General features: G+C 42.1%; 17 protein-coding genes, 1 tRNA gene and 1 rRNA gene. 15 read left to right on the top strand and 4 right to left on the bottom strand.

What is annotated here, in order from left to right; genetic code table 11:
* Positions 1-123: 123 nt before the first annotated feature.
* From rrf to G337_RS0108305, 9 genes are all read left to right on the top strand, one after another.
* Positions 124-239: ribosomal RNA gene (gene rrf, locus G337_RS0108345) — 5S ribosomal RNA — on the top strand.
* An 8-nt stretch (positions 240-247) separates the two neighbouring features.
* Positions 248-323 (top strand) — tRNA-Thr (locus G337_RS0108340).
* Between the two features lie 152 nt (positions 324-475).
* Positions 476-1402 carry a hydroxymethylbilane synthase gene (hemC, locus tag G337_RS0108335; protein ID WP_028863487.1) on the top strand — a complete coding sequence of 309 codons (927 nt, stop codon included), beginning with the start codon at positions 476-478 and terminating at the stop codon, positions 1400-1402.
* The gene (locus tag G337_RS0108330) at positions 1402-2133 is read left to right on the top strand and encodes a uroporphyrinogen-III synthase (RefSeq protein WP_028863486.1); all 732 of its coding nucleotides are present in this window, start codon (positions 1402-1404) and stop codon (positions 2131-2133) included. The genes hemC and G337_RS0108330 overlap by 1 nt, the downstream gene beginning before the upstream one ends.
* Before the next feature lie 60 nt (positions 2134-2193).
* On the top strand, positions 2194-3351 hold the full coding sequence (locus G337_RS0108325) for a uroporphyrinogen-III C-methyltransferase (RefSeq protein WP_028863485.1): 1158 nt from the start codon (positions 2194-2196) through the stop codon (positions 3349-3351).
* Between the two features lie 12 nt (positions 3352-3363).
* Complete coding sequence (locus G337_RS0108320) at positions 3364-4548, top strand: heme biosynthesis HemY N-terminal domain-containing protein (RefSeq protein ID WP_028863484.1); 1185 nt, start codon at positions 3364-3366, stop codon at positions 4546-4548.
* An 81-nt stretch (positions 4549-4629) separates the two neighbouring features.
* Positions 4630-5139 carry a cyclin-dependent kinase inhibitor 3 family protein gene (locus G337_RS0108315; RefSeq protein WP_028863483.1) on the top strand — a complete coding sequence of 170 codons (510 nt, stop codon included), beginning with the start codon at positions 4630-4632 and terminating at the stop codon, positions 5137-5139.
* A 117-nt stretch (positions 5140-5256) separates the two neighbouring features.
* The gene (locus G337_RS0108310; protein ID WP_028863482.1) at positions 5257-7380 is read left to right on the top strand and encodes a permease; all 2124 of its coding nucleotides are present in this window, start codon (positions 5257-5259) and stop codon (positions 7378-7380) included.
* Between the two features lie 117 nt (positions 7381-7497).
* Positions 7498-8361, top strand: a complete 864-nt coding sequence (locus G337_RS0108305) for an META domain-containing protein (protein ID WP_028863481.1) — start codon at positions 7498-7500, stop codon at positions 8359-8361.
* A 39-nt stretch (positions 8362-8400) separates the two neighbouring features.
* On the opposite strand, the gene G337_RS0108300 is transcribed toward G337_RS0108305, so the two are convergent.
* Positions 8401-8757, bottom strand: a complete 357-nt coding sequence (locus tag G337_RS0108300; protein ID WP_028863480.1) for a glutathione S-transferase N-terminal domain-containing protein — start codon at positions 8755-8757, stop codon at positions 8401-8403.
* Positions 8758-8870: 113 nt separating this feature from the next.
* On the opposite strand from G337_RS0108300, the gene G337_RS0108295 reads away from it, so the two are divergent.
* Complete coding sequence (locus G337_RS0108295) at positions 8871-9083, top strand: DUF1289 domain-containing protein (protein WP_028863479.1); 213 nt, start codon at positions 8871-8873, stop codon at positions 9081-9083.
* A gap of 40 nt (positions 9084-9123) precedes the next feature.
* Here the strand turns inward: G337_RS0108295 and G337_RS0108290 are convergent, their stop codons facing one another.
* Positions 9124-10206 carry a carboxypeptidase-like regulatory domain-containing protein gene (locus G337_RS0108290; RefSeq protein ID WP_028863478.1) on the bottom strand — a complete coding sequence of 361 codons (1083 nt, stop codon included), beginning with the start codon at positions 10204-10206 and terminating at the stop codon, positions 9124-9126.
* A gap of 179 nt (positions 10207-10385) precedes the next feature.
* On the opposite strand from G337_RS0108290, the gene G337_RS0108285 reads away from it, so the two are divergent.
* Positions 10386-11186: an NAD(P)H-binding protein gene (locus tag G337_RS0108285; protein ID WP_028863477.1), complete on the top strand. Its 801-nt coding sequence runs from the start codon at positions 10386-10388 to the stop codon at positions 11184-11186.
* A gap of 97 nt (positions 11187-11283) precedes the next feature.
* Positions 11284-12690 (top strand): winged helix-turn-helix domain-containing protein, encoded by a 1407-nt coding sequence (locus tag G337_RS0108280; protein WP_037027255.1) that lies wholly within the window; start codon positions 11284-11286, stop codon positions 12688-12690.
* 65 nt (positions 12691-12755) lie between these two features.
* Here the strand turns inward: G337_RS0108280 and G337_RS0108275 are convergent, their stop codons facing one another.
* The gene (locus tag G337_RS0108275) at positions 12756-13808 is read right to left on the bottom strand and encodes a hypothetical protein (protein ID WP_028863475.1); all 1053 of its coding nucleotides are present in this window, start codon (positions 13806-13808) and stop codon (positions 12756-12758) included.
* Between the two features lie 243 nt (positions 13809-14051).
* Entirely contained in the window at positions 14052-14537 is a 486-nt protein-coding gene (locus tag G337_RS0108270; RefSeq protein ID WP_028863474.1) for a 2-thiouracil desulfurase family protein, read from the bottom strand.
* Positions 14538-14792: 255 nt separating this feature from the next.
* On the opposite strand from G337_RS0108270, the gene nirB reads away from it, so the two are divergent.
* The 3 genes from nirB (at position 14793) to G337_RS0108255 (ending at position 18645) form a co-directional block, all read left to right on the top strand.
* Positions 14793-17339: a nitrite reductase large subunit NirB gene (nirB, locus tag G337_RS0108265; protein WP_028863473.1), complete on the top strand. Its 2547-nt coding sequence runs from the start codon at positions 14793-14795 to the stop codon at positions 17337-17339.
* Positions 17339-17665 (top strand): nitrite reductase small subunit NirD, encoded by a 327-nt coding sequence (gene nirD / locus G337_RS0108260; protein ID WP_028863472.1) that lies wholly within the window; start codon positions 17339-17341, stop codon positions 17663-17665. Before nirB ends, nirD begins: the two co-directional genes overlap by 1 nt.
* Before the next feature lie 125 nt (positions 17666-17790).
* The gene (locus G337_RS0108255; RefSeq protein ID WP_028863471.1) at positions 17791-18645 is read left to right on the top strand and encodes a formate/nitrite transporter family protein; all 855 of its coding nucleotides are present in this window, start codon (positions 17791-17793) and stop codon (positions 18643-18645) included.
* The last annotated feature ends 67 nt before the right edge of the window (positions 18646-18712 follow it).

Raw genomic sequence — 18712 nt, 5'->3', positions numbered from 1 at the left:
TGCGCCGATGGTAGTGTGGGGTCTCCCCATGTGAGAGTAGGTCATCGCCAAGCGCCAAATTTTAAGCCCCAGTTAATGACTGGGGTTTTCTATATTAATAATTATAATATTTTAAAAATTTTTTCTGATAATCATAGCACTGTGGTACCACCTGATCCCTTTCCGAACTCAGAAGTGAAACGCAGTTGCGCCGATGGTAGTGTGGGGTCTCCCCATGTGAGAGTAGGTCATTATCAGATCCCCTTTTGCTGATATGGCTCAGTTGGTAGAGCGCACCCTTGGTAAGGGTGAGGTCGGCGGTTCAAATCCGCCTATCAGCACCACATTTCCTTTCTATTTGACATATCCTGTTCAACAACTCTTTATCAATTAAACTTTTTTATTAACAATCCCGATTTTATCTCTGTTAGGCATGCTAAATTTTGTTATCTTTGGTAGCATCAAATCATTAGTTTATTAACGAGATAACAGATAAATGACTCCTCAAATAATCCGTATTGCTACACGTCATAGCCCTCTTGCAATGTGGCAGGCAAACTTTGTTAAAGCAGAACTTTTAAAATATCACCCGAACTTAACTGTTGAATTATTACCGATGAAAACCAAAGGTGATAAGATTCTTGATACTCCGTTAGCTAAAGTGGGCGGAAAAGGTCTTTTTGTTAAGGAATTAGAAGTTGCGATGCTGGAAGGTCGTGCAGATATTGCAGTGCATTCTATGAAGGATGTGCCGGTTGATTTCCCAGAAGGTCTGGGGTTAACGGTTATTTGTAAACGGGAAGATCCCAGAGATGCTTTTGTTTCCAATCATTTTAATTCTCTTGAGCAGTTACCCCAAGGGGCTGTTGTCGGTACTTCCAGTTTACGGCGCCAGTGTCAGATTCGTGAATTACGTCCGGATCTGATTATTAAAGATCTGCGCGGCAATGTTAATACTCGTTTACGTAAATTAGATGACGGCGAATATGATGCCATTATTTTAGCCGCTGCCGGATTAATTCGTTTAGAGATGCAGAATCGTATTGCTGCTTATATCGAACCTGAAATAAGCCTTCCTGCAGTTGGACAAGGTGCTGTGGGGATCGAATGCCGTTTAGATGATCAGCAGACCATAGCATTATTAAAACCTCTTGAAGATACTGTAACCCGGATACGTGTGACCGCTGAACGTGCCATGAACCTTGCATTACAAGGCGGCTGCCAGGTGCCGATCGGCAGTTATGCGACTCTAGATAATGATCAGATCTTTCTGCGCGGGCTGGTCGGCAGTGTTGACGGTAAGCAGATTATCCGTAAAGAAATTAAAGGTCATCATGATGATGCTGAGAAACTAGGCCTTAATTTGGCTAAGCAGCTGCTTGACTGTGGTGCGCAGGAAATTCTGGCTAAAGTCTACAAATAATGACAAAAGCGCGTCTGCTGATAACACGTTTTGCTCCCCATGCTGTACGCTTGTCTAATCTGCTTAATGCGCAGGGCACAGCTGCTTTTGCACAGCCTTTGCTGGAAGTGAAACAAACAGCTGACTTTAATGATATCCGTGTACTCTTTGCAGACCGTTACGATTATATTATTGCAGTCAGTCCTAATGCTGTCGACTATACTAAGCTGGCCCTTGGTGATAATCCCTGGCCTGATGCGTCTTATTTTGCAGTGGGCAAAGGGACACAGGCAAGGTTAACGTCAGCAACTGGAAAAAGTGTTTCTATTCCGGATAAGCGTTATGATAGTGAAGGACTGCTTGCCTTACCTTATTTATCGAATATACAGGGTAAACGAATTCTTATTCTGCGCGGTTTAGGCGGACGCGAGTTACTCAGTGAAACATTAACTGCCCGCGGGGCAGTGGTTGAGTATTATCAGCCCTATCAGCGCGTCGCCATTGAATTAAGCGGGCCGCTGTTAACTGAAAAATGGCAGCAGCTGAATATTAATGGTGTTATTATCAGCAGTGTTGAATTACTTGAGCGGTTACTCGTTGTTGTACCTGAAGTTGAACATAAATGGTTAAAGAGTCTGACCATCTATGCGCCCAGCAAACGAATAACTGCTCATGCAGTATCATTAGGCTGGTCTGCTGCGGAAGTTCTTCCGGGCATATCAGATCAGAAGATCGTCGATTACTTTAAATAAACAGCGGATAAACGCTTTGTTCGTATTTAGCCTGGTAGGCTTAAAAATGTGAGGGTGGTTATGACAGACAATAAAAATAATAACGAAGCAGTAATAGAAACGAGCAGTTCTGGTGATGAAAACCCGCCGCAGCTAGTTGAACAAGCACCTGAAGAAAAAAAGAGTAAAGGCAGTAAAACCGCAATTTTTATCGGCCTTCTAGCACTAGTATTTTCACTTTCTCTGACAGCTCTGGGGACTTATTTCTATCAGCAGTATCAAGTACTAAGTAAGCAGCAGCAGGCAGAAATAGTTGAGTTGACTGGAAAGTTATCATCACAGGCGGACAAGCAGAATAAGCAAACACAAGCTGCTTTAAAGTTGAAAAATCAACTCGAAGCACAAGTCGAGCAGGTAAACCAGCAGCTGCAGAAAGTCAAAAATGAAAATAAATTATACAGCAGTGATGTGCAGGCCCTGCAGCGCAGCTTTTCTGAAACGACTGTTCGCCACCCTAATGACTGGATTTTAGCTGAAGTTGAATATCTGGTTAAGCTTGCCGGCAGAAAGATCTGGTTAGAGAAAGATACTGCTACTGCGATCGCTTTATTATTTGCTGCTGATCAGCGCGTTGTTGAGCTTAGTGATGCCAGCTTGAGTCCTTTACGATCTGCTCTGCTTGAAGATATCAACAGGTTAGAAGCTCTTCCGAAACGCGATCCTGACGGAGTGGTTTTAGCACTTTCCAGTTTAGAGCGCCGTATAGATAAACTGGTTGTGGCCGGTTTAACTATTCCTGAAAAAAATGAAGACACTCAGACTGACATTTCTAGTGATATTAACGACTGGCAGGAAAATTTAACTAAATCCTGGGACAGCTTTGTAGAAAGCATTGTTGTTATTAATAGACGCGACCGTGCTGTTCAAGCGTTACTTTCTCCACAGCAAAGCTGGTATTTAAGAGAAAACTTACGTAATGATCTGGCCAAAGCTGAATTTGCCGTTTATCGAGAACAGCAGAAAATTTACGATACTGCATTACACAGTGCTTCTGAGCTGCTTAGCGGTTATTACGATTTAAGTGACAGTAATACGAGTCATTTTTATAAATCAATTCAGCGTCTCAGTAAACGCAAAATCACCAGTGATTATCCTGATCAGTTAAAAAGTGCGCCGTTACTGGACAGTATAATAAAAAAACGTGTAAAAAAATCCTTAGCCAGTTCACGTGTTGAGTAGGAGGGGAATCTTATGATACGAATTATTATTATCGTTGCAGTACTTATGGCGGGGCTGATATTTGCTCCGGAAATTAGCGGTAACAAAGGTTATATTCTAGTTTCTCTGGATACCTATACAACCTATGAAACAACTATTATCAATGCCGTTTTTATGGCTGTTATTTTTTACTTTTTACTGCTGTTAGCTGAATGGTTATTACGTAAACTGTTGTCTATGAGCTCTGTTACCCGCGGCTGGTTTGGACAGCGTAAAACTAAAAAAGCACAAAAAAACAGCCTGCTGGGTATGCTGGCACTCTTTGAAGGCGATGCAAAACAGGCGCAGAAGCTACTGGCCAAATCAGCGGAGCGCACAGAGGCACCTGCTTTAACTTATATTGCAGCGGCTAGGGCTGCTCAGCAGCAGGGACAGTATGATCTGCGTGATGAATACCTGCAGCAGGCAACACAAAGCCAGCAGGGCTGCCGGGTGGCTGTTGCTCTTGTCTGGGTTGAGCTGCAGCTGGAAGCCAAGCAGTATGAAAATGCACTGGCAACACTTAATGAGTTAGATACAAACTTTCCGAAAAAGAAACGCGCAGTTGAGTTATATCTGCAGATTTATCCTGCACTGCAGGAGTGGCAGAAATATATCGATGTACTGCATAAGCAGCGCAAGTCTCTAGATTATACGGAAAGCGAGTTTGAAGCTGTGCAGCTTGATGCTTATCAACATCTATTTACCCAGCTGGCGCTTCAGGAAGGAGCTGCACTGCACAGTTACTGGGAAAATACATGTCCCCGCTGGATGCGTAAAGAGCTTGCATATCAGAAAATTTTACTGGATGCGCTGATAAACAGCGGTAATGATAAAATTGCTGAGCAGTTATTATTAGAAAAATTAAATAAACAATTTTCCTTACCGCTTGTTCCTTATATCGATAAACTGACTATTAATGATCATTATCCGTTAATCCAGTTATTAGAGAAAAAACTTAAAAAAGAGTCTGAGACAGGGTTGATTCATCAGGCTCTGGCGAAGTTAAAATTAAAAGAAAATAACTATGCAGCGGTGATCCAGCACCTGATTATCAGCGTGGAAAGTGTTGCCGATATTGATGACTTTGTTTTATTAGCAGATCTGTTAGAAAAGGACGATCGCGAGCAGGAAGCGCAGAATTATTATCGTAAAGGACTGCTTTCTGCTGTGTCATAAAAATGTAGTTTTACAGTGATAAAATCTAATTAAGCAGGTGGTTTCCCATCTGCTTTTTTTATAATTTAAAAGGCAGTTATCATGTCAGTACATCCTCTTTTTCCAATCTGCATCAAAAATAGCGATGCAGAAATTATTTTGACTCCATGTCCTGGTACTAAAGGGACTGATTTAACCACCTCATTAGCGCAGATTAAAGAATCAGGTGCCCAGGCCGTTTTAACATTTATGACCCAGGAGGAGCTGGATAAAAATGAGTTATCCGATATCGGTAAATCGGTAATGGAGGCTGGTATGTCCTGGTTTCATCTGCCTATTATTGATGATCATGCTCCTGAAGCACCGTTTTTAGAAGCCTGGATAAATGCCGGGCCTGCAGTACATGCTCTGCTTGAACAGGGAAAAAGTATTGCGGTGCACTGTAAAGGCGGTTCAGGACGTACCGGACTTATCTGTGCCCAAATTCTGTTAGAGCGTGGTGAGGCAATAGTGCCGTTAATGAAACGTATTCAAGTTGTTCGCCCGAACGCTTTTACTCATGCCTGCCATCGAGACTATTTAACTGCTCTGGATAAAAGTTTAAAGGAATAAATTAACCTTTTATTTAGCTATAAATGAGAATGAATCTCATATAAGATTGGTCTGTATTTATAAAATGTTATACTATAACAAAATAAATATCTGTTAACCTTATTGAGATTCTATTTTATGTTGTTGTTATTAAGCATTTTGGCGCTTTTTTTAGGCCCGTTAACCTATCGGCTGCTGCAGCGTCAGCCCGGCTGGCTGGATCTGCTTGATGCGTTTATTTTTGTCACGATTTCAGGTCTTGTCCTGTTTCATATCCTGCCCGAAGTTCTGCACAGCGGTGGACTGATAGTATTGGTATTGATGGCGATTGGTCTTCTTGCACCAAGCTGGATAGAAAAGTACTTTCATAAAGCTGCTTCCCAGGCGCATCAGGCAACTCTGTTTTTAGGTGTATTCGGTTTAGTTCTGCATGCCAGTATTGACGGATCTGCGCTGCTTGTTGAAGCGGGTGATCATACCGCCTGGCTGCTTGCTCTTGGTGTTTTATTACACCGCTTTCCGGTTGGTTTAACGGTCTGGTGGTTATTACGTCCACAGTATGGGCGCCTGTTACCTTTGGTTATTCTACTGAGTATGTCTGCGGCGACATTAGCCGGGGCATTATTTGCGGATCACTCGCTCGGTCAGCTTGACGGGCAATGGTTAGCCTGGTTCCAGGCGTTTGTTATGGGGTCAATTATGCACGTAGTGCTGCATCGCCCATATTTAAATGCTCACTCTCATTCGCATGCGCACAATGATATAAAAGAAGATCAGGAGAATAAATATGCGGCCGGTATCGGCAGTATTTTTGGGGTTCTGGTTTTAGCTGCTGTGCTGCTGCCGCATTGGCTGGGTTATATTGAACATAACCATGATCATAGTCCGACTGCAGAAGCTGCAGCTCTTATAGATACTGATACAGTTAATGGAGCTGACGGTCTGTATTCACAGCCACTTCATGGTCACGCAGCTCAGGAAATAGAAGAACAGCATGAAGAGCATGAGCACGCCGTTCATGGGGAAGAAGAGCCGCATGCAGAGCATGAGCACGCTGTTCATGATGAAGAACAGCCGCATGCAGAGTATGAGCACGCCGTTCATGATGAAGAAGAGGCGCATGAAGAGCATGGGCATGACGATATTACTCATGGCGTAGGAGAAGATCATCTAGATCATGACCATAGCGCGATTGCTTCACAAGATATTGATAGTGCTCACGGACAAAATAATACTGCATTAACTCTGGCCAATTTCACTAATATCGCACTGCACAGTGCCCCTATGTTGTTACTGGCATACTTTTTAAGCGCACTGATGCATTATTTTAAACCCAAGTTTTCAATTTTACCTATGCAGGGCAGTAGAACATATCTGCAGGACGGATTAAAAGGGGTTGTTTACGGCTTGCCTTTACCAGTGTGTTCGCCAAGCGCAGCTAAAATGCATCAGCAGTTATTAGGCATGGGGGCAAATCAGACCTTTGCAACTGCATTTTTAATTGCGACCCCGATTATCGGTTTTGATGCATTATTGATTTCATTGCCGTTATTAGGTACTCAGATGTTGTTATTACGCATTGTATCAGCAGCTCTGTTTGCATTATCTATTGCCTGGTTACTAGGCCGTCATTTTAAAGCACCGATCTCTTCGGCCGCCGCTTCAAGCTGTCAGGGAGGCGCATCAACATCGCGTTTCCTTACTGCGATAAAACAGGGGTATCAGCATCAGTTAGATCATACTGCTCCCTGGGTTTTATTAGGCTGGACGTTAGCCGCCACACTGTCAGCCGCTTCAGCCTGGGCGTTTTTTGAACAGGCTCTATGGCTGCAGGTACTGGTTATGATTGTTGTCGCTTTCCCGTTTGCATTATGTGCAACGGGTATTACCCCGGTTATTGCTGTTTTACTGATTGCTGGTTTATCACCTGGTGCCGCGGCTGCATTTTTCTTAATTGCGCCGACTATCAGTTTGGAGTTATTGAAAAATATTCGCACACAGCAGGGAGTCTTTGCCGCTATGAGTTTAGCTATGCTGATGTCAGGCGGTGCATTCTTGACTGGCCTGGTGCTTAACCAGTATATAGAAGTCATTACTCTGCCGTGGTTAGAGCATCATCAGGACGGTTACAGCTGGTGGCAATATGCGAGTTTAGCGCTTATTTTATGTTTATATTTTGCCTCTTTACTGCGCCGCGGCGCGCGGGCTTTTATTGCTGAATTATTACCTAAAGGTCTTTTAAAACAGCATCATCACCATTAAGCCGTGAAGTTTTAAGTACAGAAAAATCCCCTGGTTCACAGTCGGACGGCAATTCACTAGTTGGATTGCCATTCGTCAACTATTCTCTAATAAGTTGATGATAAAGGGACTGATACGATGAAAAAGCTGTACTGGACAATTATTGCTATTATTACAGCGGTGTTACTTGCTGAAACTTATGCGCTTTACAAAATACCTAAAACAGAAAATATCAGCGGAAAATTAACTTATGAGCAGATTATTAAGGTTGAGCCTGGTACTGTTTTCAGGCTAAGCCTTGAGTCCCGTCCGCAGGGAGATACAAAATTCGTCATTCTCTCTGCTTCTGAAAATAATGCTTTCACTGCATTTCCGCAGAAATTTACCTTGTCGGTATTAGAAAAATCACTCTCTCGGAGCGGTTTATATCAATTGCGTGCAGAGGTTGTAAAAGATGGTAAGACACTGTTCATAACTCGCAATATGCTTCCTTTAACGCGTAAAGATCTGACCGAGGCCGTCACTATTATAATGCAGGCTGAGCGGAAACCTAAAGCAGAACCTAAGTCCATGGCTAAATCTGAAGCTAAGCCTGAATCGAAACCTAAGGCAGTAGCTGAAGTTACGGTTAAAGCGCCGGAAATAACTACTGAAGCCTCCCCGGAGCCTGTGCAGTTAGATACCACCGCTTTGTTAGCGGGCAAATACTGGGTGCTGGATAGTGAAGTTAAAAATAAACCATACCTTATATTTGATATGCGTAGAGGCAGTGTTGTCGGCAGTGGAGGGTGTAATAAGTTCCAGGGAGGCTACAAGATAGAACAGCATTCGCTGCTGTTAAATAATTTTATTTCAACGGCAAAACATTGCGACACAGGAATGGAAGTTGAAAAATACTATCTTACCTCATTAACTAAAGTTAAATCATGGTCTGTTACAGATAATAAATTGTACTTATATGATGAAAATAAACTGCAGTTACTGCAGTTTAACAGTCAGTAAGCAAGCGGCCCCGTTTATGAGGGGCCGGTTATTATCTGTCTAAGCAAAACGTTCATTTAAGTAGTCAATAATTGCGGATGATTCATACAGCCAGGTTACTTTTTCATTTTCTTCAATACGTAAACAAGGTACTTGTATTTTACCGCCCTCATTTTCTAATACCTGTTTATGGTCAGCCTGTTTGGCATCAATAGTGTTTATGTTAATAGACTGACTGTGCATAACCCGACGTACTTTTACACAGAAAGGGCAGGCTTTATATTGATAAAGCTGCATTGCTTGTGTTTGAGAGTCAACGGCAGACTGCTCTGCAGCAGGACGGTGACGCTTGGCCGGTGTAAAAATAAAATTAAGTAATAAAATAATTCGCCCTAAAATCCAGCGGATAATAAACATATAAACCTCTTTTTTGTTACCATTTTGTTAACTACAATGCAGTGTAACTTAACTATGCTTATCATTAAAGTTAACAGCACTTATCTAACGACAGATGATTAAGAAGAAAAACCATGACGAAAATAACCTCTCCATGTATCCGTAACTGCTGTCTTGATCAATCTGATATTTGTATGGGATGTTTCCGCAGCCTGCAGGAGATAAAAGAGTGGGGGCAGGCGAGTGATATTCGCAAACAGGAAATTAATGTTTTATGTTTACAGCGAAAAGAAAATGAACAGCGGCTGCATGAACAAAGAAAAAAAGACTATGACAGGATCAAATAACCAGCAGCAATTCTGCCGGTTAATTGTAATAAAAATGCTGCTAGTTGATCTGATCGGCATTCCAGGTTGTAAAGTGCGCCACATGGCCGTTATAAGCATAACTCCCCGTTTCATCTCTGCTTAAATAGGCGAGCCCTTCTTCTATCCAGTAACCACGCTGCTCATCAAAATACCATAACGGAATAATCGGCGGTGCATTATGGGCGTTAAGGTGACTTGCTAAAGGAATCATTATTTTTGCGCGTTTACCTTTATCCAGGTTAACGACTGCGCCTGAGTCATCAAATAAATCCACAGACACTGCACCGGACGATTCCGTTGAAACCGGGTTGACTACGGTTTGAGTTGTATCAGCAAGGCCGCCGGGAATAAGGCCGGCATTAGCAGGCGGATCAATGGCGGTGATAATGGCTTTAACCGGTAACTGCAATGATTTTCCGTCTTCACGAACAAGATGGCGTAAATCAATGCGCAGTACCTCTTTCTGATTGATAAAAAATGAAGTTTTCTGATCGCTCAAAAGAGTTTGAGATACTTGGGCCGGTAATAAACTAAGATCTTTTTCAATATCCAGTTTACCGGTAGAGAATATTTCCGATAGTTTTGCAAAATTATCCGCCTGAACAGATATTGTGAAACGTTTATCGATACCTATTCCGCGGATAGAGTATTCCCCTTGCTCATTGGTGGTGGTTGTGCGGATAACTTTGCCTTTCTGCAGCAGCTTTATTTGCGCATTTTTGATCAAAGTACCGTTATAGTAATGACTTACCAGTCCGGATACTGAACCTGGTAAAGTGCTGCAGGTAATGTTGATACTTGAAGTGTCCGCTGCTGAGCGAAGCCCTGATTTAGTCCGGCTGCATTTCTGGCCTGCAGGCTGTTCTGTTATTTCAATATTTAACGGTGTTTTTTTGCGCAGAAATAAACTGAATGCATAACTGCCGTCATTTTGTAGTGACAGTGTCTGGTCATTAACAGTGAGTGTCAGCTTACCCTCCAGGCCGCTTATTTCAGTGTTTATTTGTTTTGCGGTTATTTTTGGTGCTTGAACTGCAGCGTAATTTATCCATAATAAACTGAGCAGCAGAAGCAGTGTGACAGTTGAAAATAAATATCTCATGGCGAATCCTCACTTTTAAGGAAATTCATCATAGTTGAAGGTTTTTTAATATGTAACTACCCGGCCGGGTAGTTATGGGTTTTATTTTGACTATTAGTTGTCTTTATTGTCATGAATGACATCTATTAAATAGAGATAGGGAAATAACCCTACGCTGACAGCTTTATAAAGGAGATTAAATGGGTATAAGTATTAGTGTATTAGGAAGTGGCTGGTTAGGGTTAGCCGCTGCACTTAAGTTGAGTGATAACTTCACCAGCGTAAATATTTCGACTCGTTCAGTTACTAAAGCTCGTGAGTTAAAGAAGCCGGATTTAAAGGCATTTGTTGTTGATATTGATAGCATTAGCGACAATATTCAGCTGTTTTTACAGTCAGAAATTTTACTGATCACAATAACCAGTAAAAATATTGAAGCATTTAAACATCTGATTAAAGAGATTGAGCAGTCGCCCGTGAAGAAAGTGATATTCATCAGTTCCACTTCTGTTTATCCTGAAAAAAACAGCATATGTAGAGAAGATGATGATTTAGAAGATATTGTTCATCCGCTGGTGAAGATAGAACGGCTTCTGCAAGAGAATAAAAATTTCCAGACAACTATTCTGCGCTGTGCAGGTTTAATCGGCGGGCAGCGCCATCCCGGACGGTTTTTTAATTCTAAGCAGATTCAAAATATTTTGGCACCGGTCAATTTAGTTCATCGTGATGACTGTCTGCAGATTATTTCTTTGATTATCGCAAAAGCTGTCTGGGGAAAGGTGTTAAATGTTTGTGCCGATACCCATCCGGCTAAAGCTGATTTTTATACCTATAATGCCGCTGCTTTAGGTTTGGATAAACCAGACTTAGGTACACAAAACAGCGGGCTTAATAAAGTGGTAAGCAATGAAGTGTTGAAATCGCTGCTTGATTACCGTTTTATTCATGCAGACTTGATGCAGATCGATCCGATCGCAGATTATGATCTATCTGTATAAGAGCTTTAAATTTATGTGTTACTGTTCAATACTTATAACGGGCTGTAGAGTACCTATTTATGCCTGAACGTCAGAAATCTGAATTAGCGACATCACTATGTTAGATCAGCAATCACTATTTATATCACCGCGCCCCTTCCGGATCGGAGAGCGGATCATCGTTGATCCGGTCAAGCAGACAATCACCCTTGATAATGAACAAAAAACCGAACCCAAGCTGATACAGCTATTAACTCTGCTGGCCAGTGAGCAGGGAAAAACCGTGGGGCGGGAAGAGATATTTTCCAGCATCTGGCCGGGTATAGTGGTAGCTCCTAACTCCCTGAATCAGTCAATAAGTAAATTGAGAAAGTTACTGGGAGATGACAGCCGTACTCCGCATATTATCGTAACAATCCCCCGTCAGGGCTACTCGTTAATTGAGCCTGTGACTCTGTTAAATGAAGTGCAGGCTCCCGCCGATGCACCTGAAAAAATTTTAAGTGAAGCTGAAAAGAGCACCGAACAAAAAAAGAGAAAGCAGTTTTCATTACTCAATATAAAAGGGGCATTATTGTTAATTTTTCTGCTTGTTTGTGTTTTTTTCGGTTATCAGCTCTGGCCCTCAAATAAAATTCGAGTTGTCGTTTCACCTGCGCCGGTTTTGACTAAACACGGGGAGCTGCCGGCTGACCCGATAAGTTATGCCGTAGCCGGTTTTTTATATACAGGCCTTAAAAAATCCTTTGAAAATGAAGATATAGAGGTTCATTTTAACTGTACTACATTAGCATCTAAAGCCCTGTGTGCTGAACAGTACAGCTATAATCCGGTTAAGGTAGTGGAAATCAAGCCGATGATCCGTTACGGACCTAACAAGATAAAACTTAACCTGCTGATTGATGGTAAGCAGAACGCTTTCGAACTGCAAACCTCGGAATTATCTTTCAGTTACTTAGATGAGGAGCTTGATGAACTGCTGATTAATCTGGTTAAAAGATTCACTAATGAGCTGAATCATAAACGTATTATGTCGGTTTTATTCGAGTGGCTTAAACAGCCTAATGATCCTAAGCTGGCTGTTGACCGGATGAAACTGGCAGCCTATGCATACAGTGACCAGGTTATTGAGGATGCTGTTATTGTTAAACAAATTGAACAGTCTACTCAGACATGTAACCTTGACTGTCCTTTAATATATGGTGCCTACGGCCGGGTGCTTCTACATATGTATATTAAAACACAAGAGCGCCAGTATCTGCTCAATTCGTTAGATTATTTACAGCGCGGGGCACCTGAACTGTTATCTGAAACAGAGCTAACCTTAGCCGCCGCTTATGCACTGGCTGGGCAGTCGGAGAAATCCTATTTAATGTTACAGAAAATTGAGCGGGTATCATTTCCCGGATTAAAAAAAGCACTGCAGTACTATTTAGCAGTTAATTATTTAAAAGAAGAGGCTGATAAACCGGCCCTGTTAAGGCCTGATGCACTTGTCGAACATCTGCTTAAGCAGCCAGAGTAGCTTTCTTCTGGTGCCTGAAATATCCGTTACCTGAGTATTCAGATAACGGATTTAATAAATCGTGATTATTTCTTCGACTTCCTGATTAATACCTCTAAGCCTGCATTTGTTTCTGATTTCCAGCGTAATGACTTTAAGTCTGCATCTCTTGTCGTTTTACCTATTTCACCATTATTCGGACTGTAAATAACAACCGCGCTCATTGATGACATCTGCACTGCTGTATCAATTATCTGCATTGTTTCACCGTTTCCTACGGTGTGTGAAGGGCATACGCTTCTAATTTTCTGCAGCTGTTCTGCTGTGAGGCTATGTTTATCATCCTGAGCGTTTAGAGCTGCACGGGTTACTACCGCTAAGTGTTTGCTCATAGAGCTGCCTAAGGCGGCCGTGTTAATAAGAGCTGTTGTGTCTGCCTGCTCTAAGGATTCACTGATCGGATAAATGTTGTTTTCATCAACAACAGCAAGGCAGATATCAGAGTCTTTGGTGCTTAAATTGCTGTCTGAAAAACGATTGATAAAACTGATATAGCTGCCGGCTGGATCTTCTTTATCCAGGCCTTCGACAAATGCGACAGGCTCTTGTTCGTCAATATCGGTTTCTTTCGGCAGTACAATAATATAACCCGCATCATCGATACCGTCTATATCGCCTTCGACTGTCCAGGGAATATCTCCTGAATTATCACTTATCTTAGCTGCGAACTTAGTGTCTGCTTTACTTTTATGAACTTGAATACTGTGCTCATAACCGCTGCGCCATGACTGCTGTAACTTTAGCCCCTCTGCCGGAACAAAGATAAATGAAGCATTTTGCAGAGCCAAAGCGTTTGTTGAAGGGTTTTTGATAGCAAATTTTACCGACTCATTACGCATATTATTAACATGCAGTCTCAGCGGCAGATAATCCTGGTTAATTTTCTGACTGCCGACCTTAAATGAGATATTGTCAGCAGGTAATACTGGTATCTGAATATCATTAATTTTAGGCTGCTCGATATTAGCTTTAGATGGATTAATTTTTATTGCCGGAGCATCACCACCGCTAGAACTGCCGCAGGCGGAGAGTAATGTGATGCCGGCGAGTATTGCGGATTGTTTTATAAAAGTGTTCATCTGATTACACCCTGTTTATTAAATGATTGAATGATTTGTAAATTTTCAAGAATGATAATAAGAGTGTGATGGTTTGTAGAATCAAGAAGTGTGATTTAAACTCAACAAATGTGAATGCTTATGTAACGCATTGAATTAATGAGGTTTTTGGTGTGTTGGCAGTTTTTGTTAAACTAGCGGGCTACTGTGGAGCTTTACAAATGCAGCTTAGCAGAAGAACCGCCAAGCTGAATATATTTGCTTTTATAAATCATCTAAATAGTTTTGTACCTGCGCTAACTGGAACTGATTAAATACCTTAATGCCGTGCCGGCGTAATAATTGTGTGGTGACTCCCTGCCCGCTAATTAGAGTGCGATCGAAATTACCGTTATAAATTTGCGAGCTGCCGCAGGAGGGACTTTTTTCAGTCAGAATCGCGACTTTAATATTATTTTCTAAAGCAAGCCGCAGGGTTTTTTCTGCTCCTGTTGTAAATGCATTACTGACATCTTGACCCGCTTGAGTTTTAATCGATCCGTCACTTTGAATCTCTGCTGCCGGACGCGGTGTTGCTAAACCGCCGCATACTTCAGGGCAGACACTTAGTAATATTCCCTGCTGAAGCCAGCTGTCGATCAGCTTATCTTCTATTTTATTTATTTTCGCATCATAACGAACCCGCTCACCTAATAAACAGGCACTTATTAAGATTTTGTAAGGGCCGGGCGGGTTATTTAATCTGTGCATTTTGTACTCCTGCAGTGAGCGTTTTTATCGAATTATATCTTAACTATTAACCATTTGCCTTGTGTGGCTATTGTTAAATCCTTTAACATTATGTGGGTATTTTGTTAGTAAATTTACCTCTCTTTGTGAGTATTTTTGGTCATGTACGTATGAAATTGTAATAAACATGTAATTCTCATTGATTTTTATCAAGACTATCTCGTTGGTTTTAGTTAATCTTCGCGCGATTAAATTCACTTAGTCTTAGAGGAAAATATGAGCAAACAAAAATTAGTTATCATTGGTAACGGCATGGTAGGTCATCGCTTTATCGAAGATTTTGTCGAGAAGGCTGATCTGGATAAATTTGAAATCACTGCTTTCTGTGAAGAGCCTCGTGTTGCTTATGACCGTGTGCATCTTTCCTCATATTTTTCCCATCATACCGCAGATGAACTTTCTTTAGTAAAAGAAGGTTTTTATGAAAAGCATAATATTAATGTATTAATCGGCGAACGTGCATTAACCATTAACCGTCAGGAAAAAGTGATCCATTCACAGACTGGGCGTGCGGTTTATTACGATAAATTAGTGATGGCAACCGGGTCTTACCCGTGGGTTCCGGATATCAAAGGTAATGAGAGCAAAGACTGTTTTGTTTACCGTACTATTGAAGATCTTAATGCCATTGAAGCAACTGCCCGGCGCAGTAAAAACGGTGTAGTTGTCGGCGGCGGTTTATTAGGTTTAGAAGCTGCCGGTGCACTTAAAGCACTAGGTGTGGAAACACATGTTATCGAATTTGCTCCTGTACTAATGGCTGAGCAGTTAGATCAGCAGGGCGGACAGATGTTACGCCGGAAAATTGAAAGTATCGGTGTTAACGTACATACCGGTAAAAACACTAAAGAGATTATTGTAGGCGGTGAAAAATCACGTAATACCATGAAGTTTGCAGATGGTAGTGAGTTAGAAGTTGATTTTATTGTTTTCTCAACCGGCATTCGTCCGCAGGATAAACTAGCTAAACAGTGCGGTTTAGCAACAGCCCGCCGCGGCGGTATCAGTATTAATAACCAGTGTGAAACTTCAGATCCTGATATTTATGCGATTGGTGAATGTGCTTCCTGGAATGAAAAGTTCTTCGGTTTAGTTGCACCGGGTTACAACATGGCGAAAGTTGCTGTGGATAATATTCTTGGACGTGATAATGAGTTCAGCGGCGCCGATATGAGCGCGAAATTAAAACTGTTAGGTGTTGATGTGGGCAGTATTGGCGATGCCAATGGACGCACACCGGACTGTAAAAGTTATGTTTACCTGGATGAAAACAGTTCTGTTTATAAACGTATTATTGTTTCACAAGACGGTAAGCGTTTATTAGGTGCCGTACTGGTAGGTGATACGGAAAGCTACAGTGATTTACTGCAGTACACACTTAATGATATTGAATTACCTAAACATCCTGATTCATTAATTCTACCTGCACATGCCGGTGCTAAAACCGGCGGTTTAGGTGTCGACGCTCTGCCTGAAACGGCTCAGGTATGTTCATGTTTTGATGTTAAGAAAAGTGATATTGCTGATGCGGTAGCTGCCGGTCATACTACGATTGGCGCAGTAAAAATGGAAACTGGTGCAGGAACCGGCTGTGGAGGCTGTGTACCGCTGATCACTCAGGTGTTAAATGCTGAACTTGCAAAACAGGGCGTGGAAGTGAAAAACCACCTTTGTGAACATTTTGAGTATTCCCGTCAGGAGTTATTCCATCTGATCCGTATTGAAGGCATTAAAACATTCAAAGAATTATTAGAAAAATACGGTAAAGGTTACGGCTGTGAAGTGTGTAAACCTACTGTCGGCTCCATTCTAGCGTCCTGCTGGAGTGATTATATCTTAAGCAGTGATAATAATGGTCTGCAGGATACTAATGATATTTTCCTGGGTAATATGCAGAAAGACGGTACTTATTCGGTTATTCCGCGTATGGCTGGTGGTGAAGTAACACCAAAAGGTCTGGCTGCGGTGGCTAAAGTTGCCGAGCAGTATGAGCTTTATACCAAAATTACCGGCGCACAGCGTATCGGTCTGTTTGGCGCACATAAAAGCGACCTGCCTGATATCTGGTCGCAGTTAATTGAGGCTGGTTTTGAAACCGGTCAGGCTTATGCTAAAGCGCTGCGTATGGTGAAAACCTGTGTCGGCAGCACCTGGTGTCGTTTTGGTGTGCAGGACAGTGTCGGCCTTGGTGTTGAACTGGAAAACCGTTACAAAGGTTTGCGCACTCCGCATAAAATGAAGTTTGGTGTGTCTGGCTGTACACGCGAGTGTGCTGAAGCCCAGGGTAAAGATGTGGGTATTATCGCCACCGATTCCGGCTGGAACTTATATGTCTGTGGTAACGGTGGTATGAAACCACAGCATGCCGAGCTGCTTGCTTCAGATCTTGATAAACAAACATTAGTTAAATACCTGGATCGTTTCATGATGTTCTATGTGCGTACTGCCGACAAGCTGACCCGTACTTCTGTATGGCTGCAGAATCTAAGTGGCGGTATTGATTACCTTAAAGAAGTGATTGTTGATAATAAACTAGGTATCAACGAGCAGCTTGAAAAAGAGATGGCACAGTCAATTGCCGATTACCAGTGTGAATGGACAGCAACTCTTTCAGATCAGGAGCAGCTGCAGCGTTTCGCACACTTTATTAACAGTGATCAGCAGGATGATAATGTTGTATTCACACCTGAGCGAGAGCAGAAACGTCCTGCCTTTATCGAAGAAAAAGCCCCGACATACAATATTTCTCTGGAGGAAGTGTAATGAGCAGCTGGATTAAAGTTTGTGAACTGAAAAATATTTACCCTGCAACTGGTGTGTGCGCGCTGGTGGACGGTAAGCAGGTTGCTGTTTTCCGCCCGAGTGACGAAGAACAGGTTTACGCAATTAATAATATGGACCCGTTTGCGCGCGCAAATGTTTTATCCCGCGGCCTTATCTGTCAGCATCAGGAGCAGTTATGGGTGGCATCACCGCTTAAAAAGCAGCGCTTTAATCTATTAGATGGTTCATGTTTGGAAAACAGTGAAGTATCAGTAGAGGCTTATAAAGCCCGTGTCTCTGATGGTTTTGTTGAAGTGCACTTGTAAGCGCTGAGATTTAATAGCTTAAATGCTTCCTGCTTTTTATTTATCAGCGCACTGTGATAAATGAGCAGCAGGAAGCCTTTCACTATTAACTTTTAACCTTAACTTTAACCTATAGGGACGTAATTATGTCTTACATTAAACCTGCTGACTTTGTTCAAACTATGATCGATGTTGGTGAAGCGAAATCAAAAACTGGTACTCGTGATCTTATTTTACGCGGCACAATGGCGGGCATTATCTTGTCGCTTGCTGTTGTTGTTGCAATTACTGCAATCGTTCAAACTGGGATTGGTCTTGTCGGGGCACTCGTTTTCCCTGTCGGTTTTTGTATTTTAAGTTTGATGGGCTATGACCTAGTGACAGGTGTGTTTGGTTTAGCGCCTCTGGCTAAATTTGAAAACCGCCCTGGTATAGACTGGCCGCGTGTTTTACGCTGCTGGGGACTGGTTGGTTTAGGTAATCTTATTGGTTCACTGATTGTGGCTTATTTGATTGCTGTATCACTGACAATGAACTTTACAATCGATACAAACGCAGTTGCGCAGAAATTTATTGCAGTATCAACGGCGCGTACAGTTGGTTTTGAAAATCTAGGTGCAGACGGCTGGATTACTTGTTTTGTCCGCGCTATCTTTTGTAATCTAATGGTGTGCTTAGGTGTTGTAGGCGGCATGACTTCTCGTTCTGTTGCCGGCAAGGTTGCTGCAATGTGGTTACCAATCTTCATCTTCTTTGTATTAGTGTTCGAGCACACAGTGGTCAATATGTTCCTGTTTCCACTAGGTATGATTCTAGGTGCTGATTTTGGTATTGCGACCTGGTTGAACTTCAATCTTATTCCAACCATTCTAGGTAACTTGGTTGGCGGTTTATTATTTACCACTATTCCACTTTACCTAACGCATAAAAAGACTTCTGCAACTCTAGATACTGAGCAGGATGAAAAAGTTAACACTGAAGCTGTATTAAGCGCTAAGTAATTTTTAAACAAGTTATCAAACTATTGGGCCTCGTGTGTAAACACGGGGCCTTTTTGATCATATACCG

The sequence above is a fragment of the Psychromonas aquimarina ATCC BAA-1526 genome (assembly GCF_000428725.1).
Lineage (GTDB): Bacteria > Pseudomonadota > Gammaproteobacteria > Enterobacterales > Psychromonadaceae > Psychromonas > Psychromonas aquimarina.
This window is presented reverse-complemented; position numbering and strand designations above follow the sequence as displayed.

Excerpts from the sequence above, each read along its gene's own strand:
- nirB (WP_028863473.1), top strand. The coding sequence starts at position 14,793 with ATGAGCAAACAAAAATTAGTTATCATTGGTAACGGCATGGTAGGTCAT.
- G337_RS0108270 (WP_028863474.1), bottom strand. The coding sequence starts at position 14,537 with ATGCACAGATTAAATAACCCGCCCGGCCCTTACAAAATCTTAATAAGT.
- G337_RS0108310 (WP_028863482.1), top strand. The coding sequence starts at position 5,257 with ATGTTGTTGTTATTAAGCATTTTGGCGCTTTTTTTAGGCCCGTTAACC.
- G337_RS0108285 (WP_028863477.1), top strand. The coding sequence starts at position 10,386 with ATGGGTATAAGTATTAGTGTATTAGGAAGTGGCTGGTTAGGGTTAGCC.
- G337_RS0108325 (WP_028863485.1), top strand. The coding sequence starts at position 2,194 with ATGACAGACAATAAAAATAATAACGAAGCAGTAATAGAAACGAGCAGT.
- G337_RS0108290 (WP_028863478.1), bottom strand. The coding sequence starts at position 10,206 with ATGAGATATTTATTTTCAACTGTCACACTGCTTCTGCTGCTCAGTTTA.
- G337_RS0108255 (WP_028863471.1), top strand. The coding sequence starts at position 17,791 with ATGTCTTACATTAAACCTGCTGACTTTGTTCAAACTATGATCGATGTT.
- G337_RS0108295 (WP_028863479.1), top strand. The coding sequence starts at position 8,871 with ATGACGAAAATAACCTCTCCATGTATCCGTAACTGCTGTCTTGATCAA.
- hemC (WP_028863487.1), top strand. The coding sequence starts at position 476 with ATGACTCCTCAAATAATCCGTATTGCTACACGTCATAGCCCTCTTGCA.
- G337_RS0108305 (WP_028863481.1), top strand. The coding sequence starts at position 7,498 with ATGAAAAAGCTGTACTGGACAATTATTGCTATTATTACAGCGGTGTTA.
- G337_RS0108275 (WP_028863475.1), bottom strand. The coding sequence starts at position 13,808 with ATGAACACTTTTATAAAACAATCCGCAATACTCGCCGGCATCACATTA.
- G337_RS0108280 (WP_037027255.1), top strand. The coding sequence starts at position 11,284 with ATGTTAGATCAGCAATCACTATTTATATCACCGCGCCCCTTCCGGATC.
- G337_RS0108300 (WP_028863480.1), bottom strand. The coding sequence starts at position 8,757 with ATGTTTATTATCCGCTGGATTTTAGGGCGAATTATTTTATTACTTAAT.
- G337_RS0108320 (WP_028863484.1), top strand. The coding sequence starts at position 3,364 with ATGATACGAATTATTATTATCGTTGCAGTACTTATGGCGGGGCTGATA.
- G337_RS0108315 (WP_028863483.1), top strand. The coding sequence starts at position 4,630 with ATGTCAGTACATCCTCTTTTTCCAATCTGCATCAAAAATAGCGATGCA.
- G337_RS0108330 (WP_028863486.1), top strand. The coding sequence starts at position 1,402 with ATGACAAAAGCGCGTCTGCTGATAACACGTTTTGCTCCCCATGCTGTA.
- nirD (WP_028863472.1), top strand. The coding sequence starts at position 17,339 with ATGAGCAGCTGGATTAAAGTTTGTGAACTGAAAAATATTTACCCTGCA.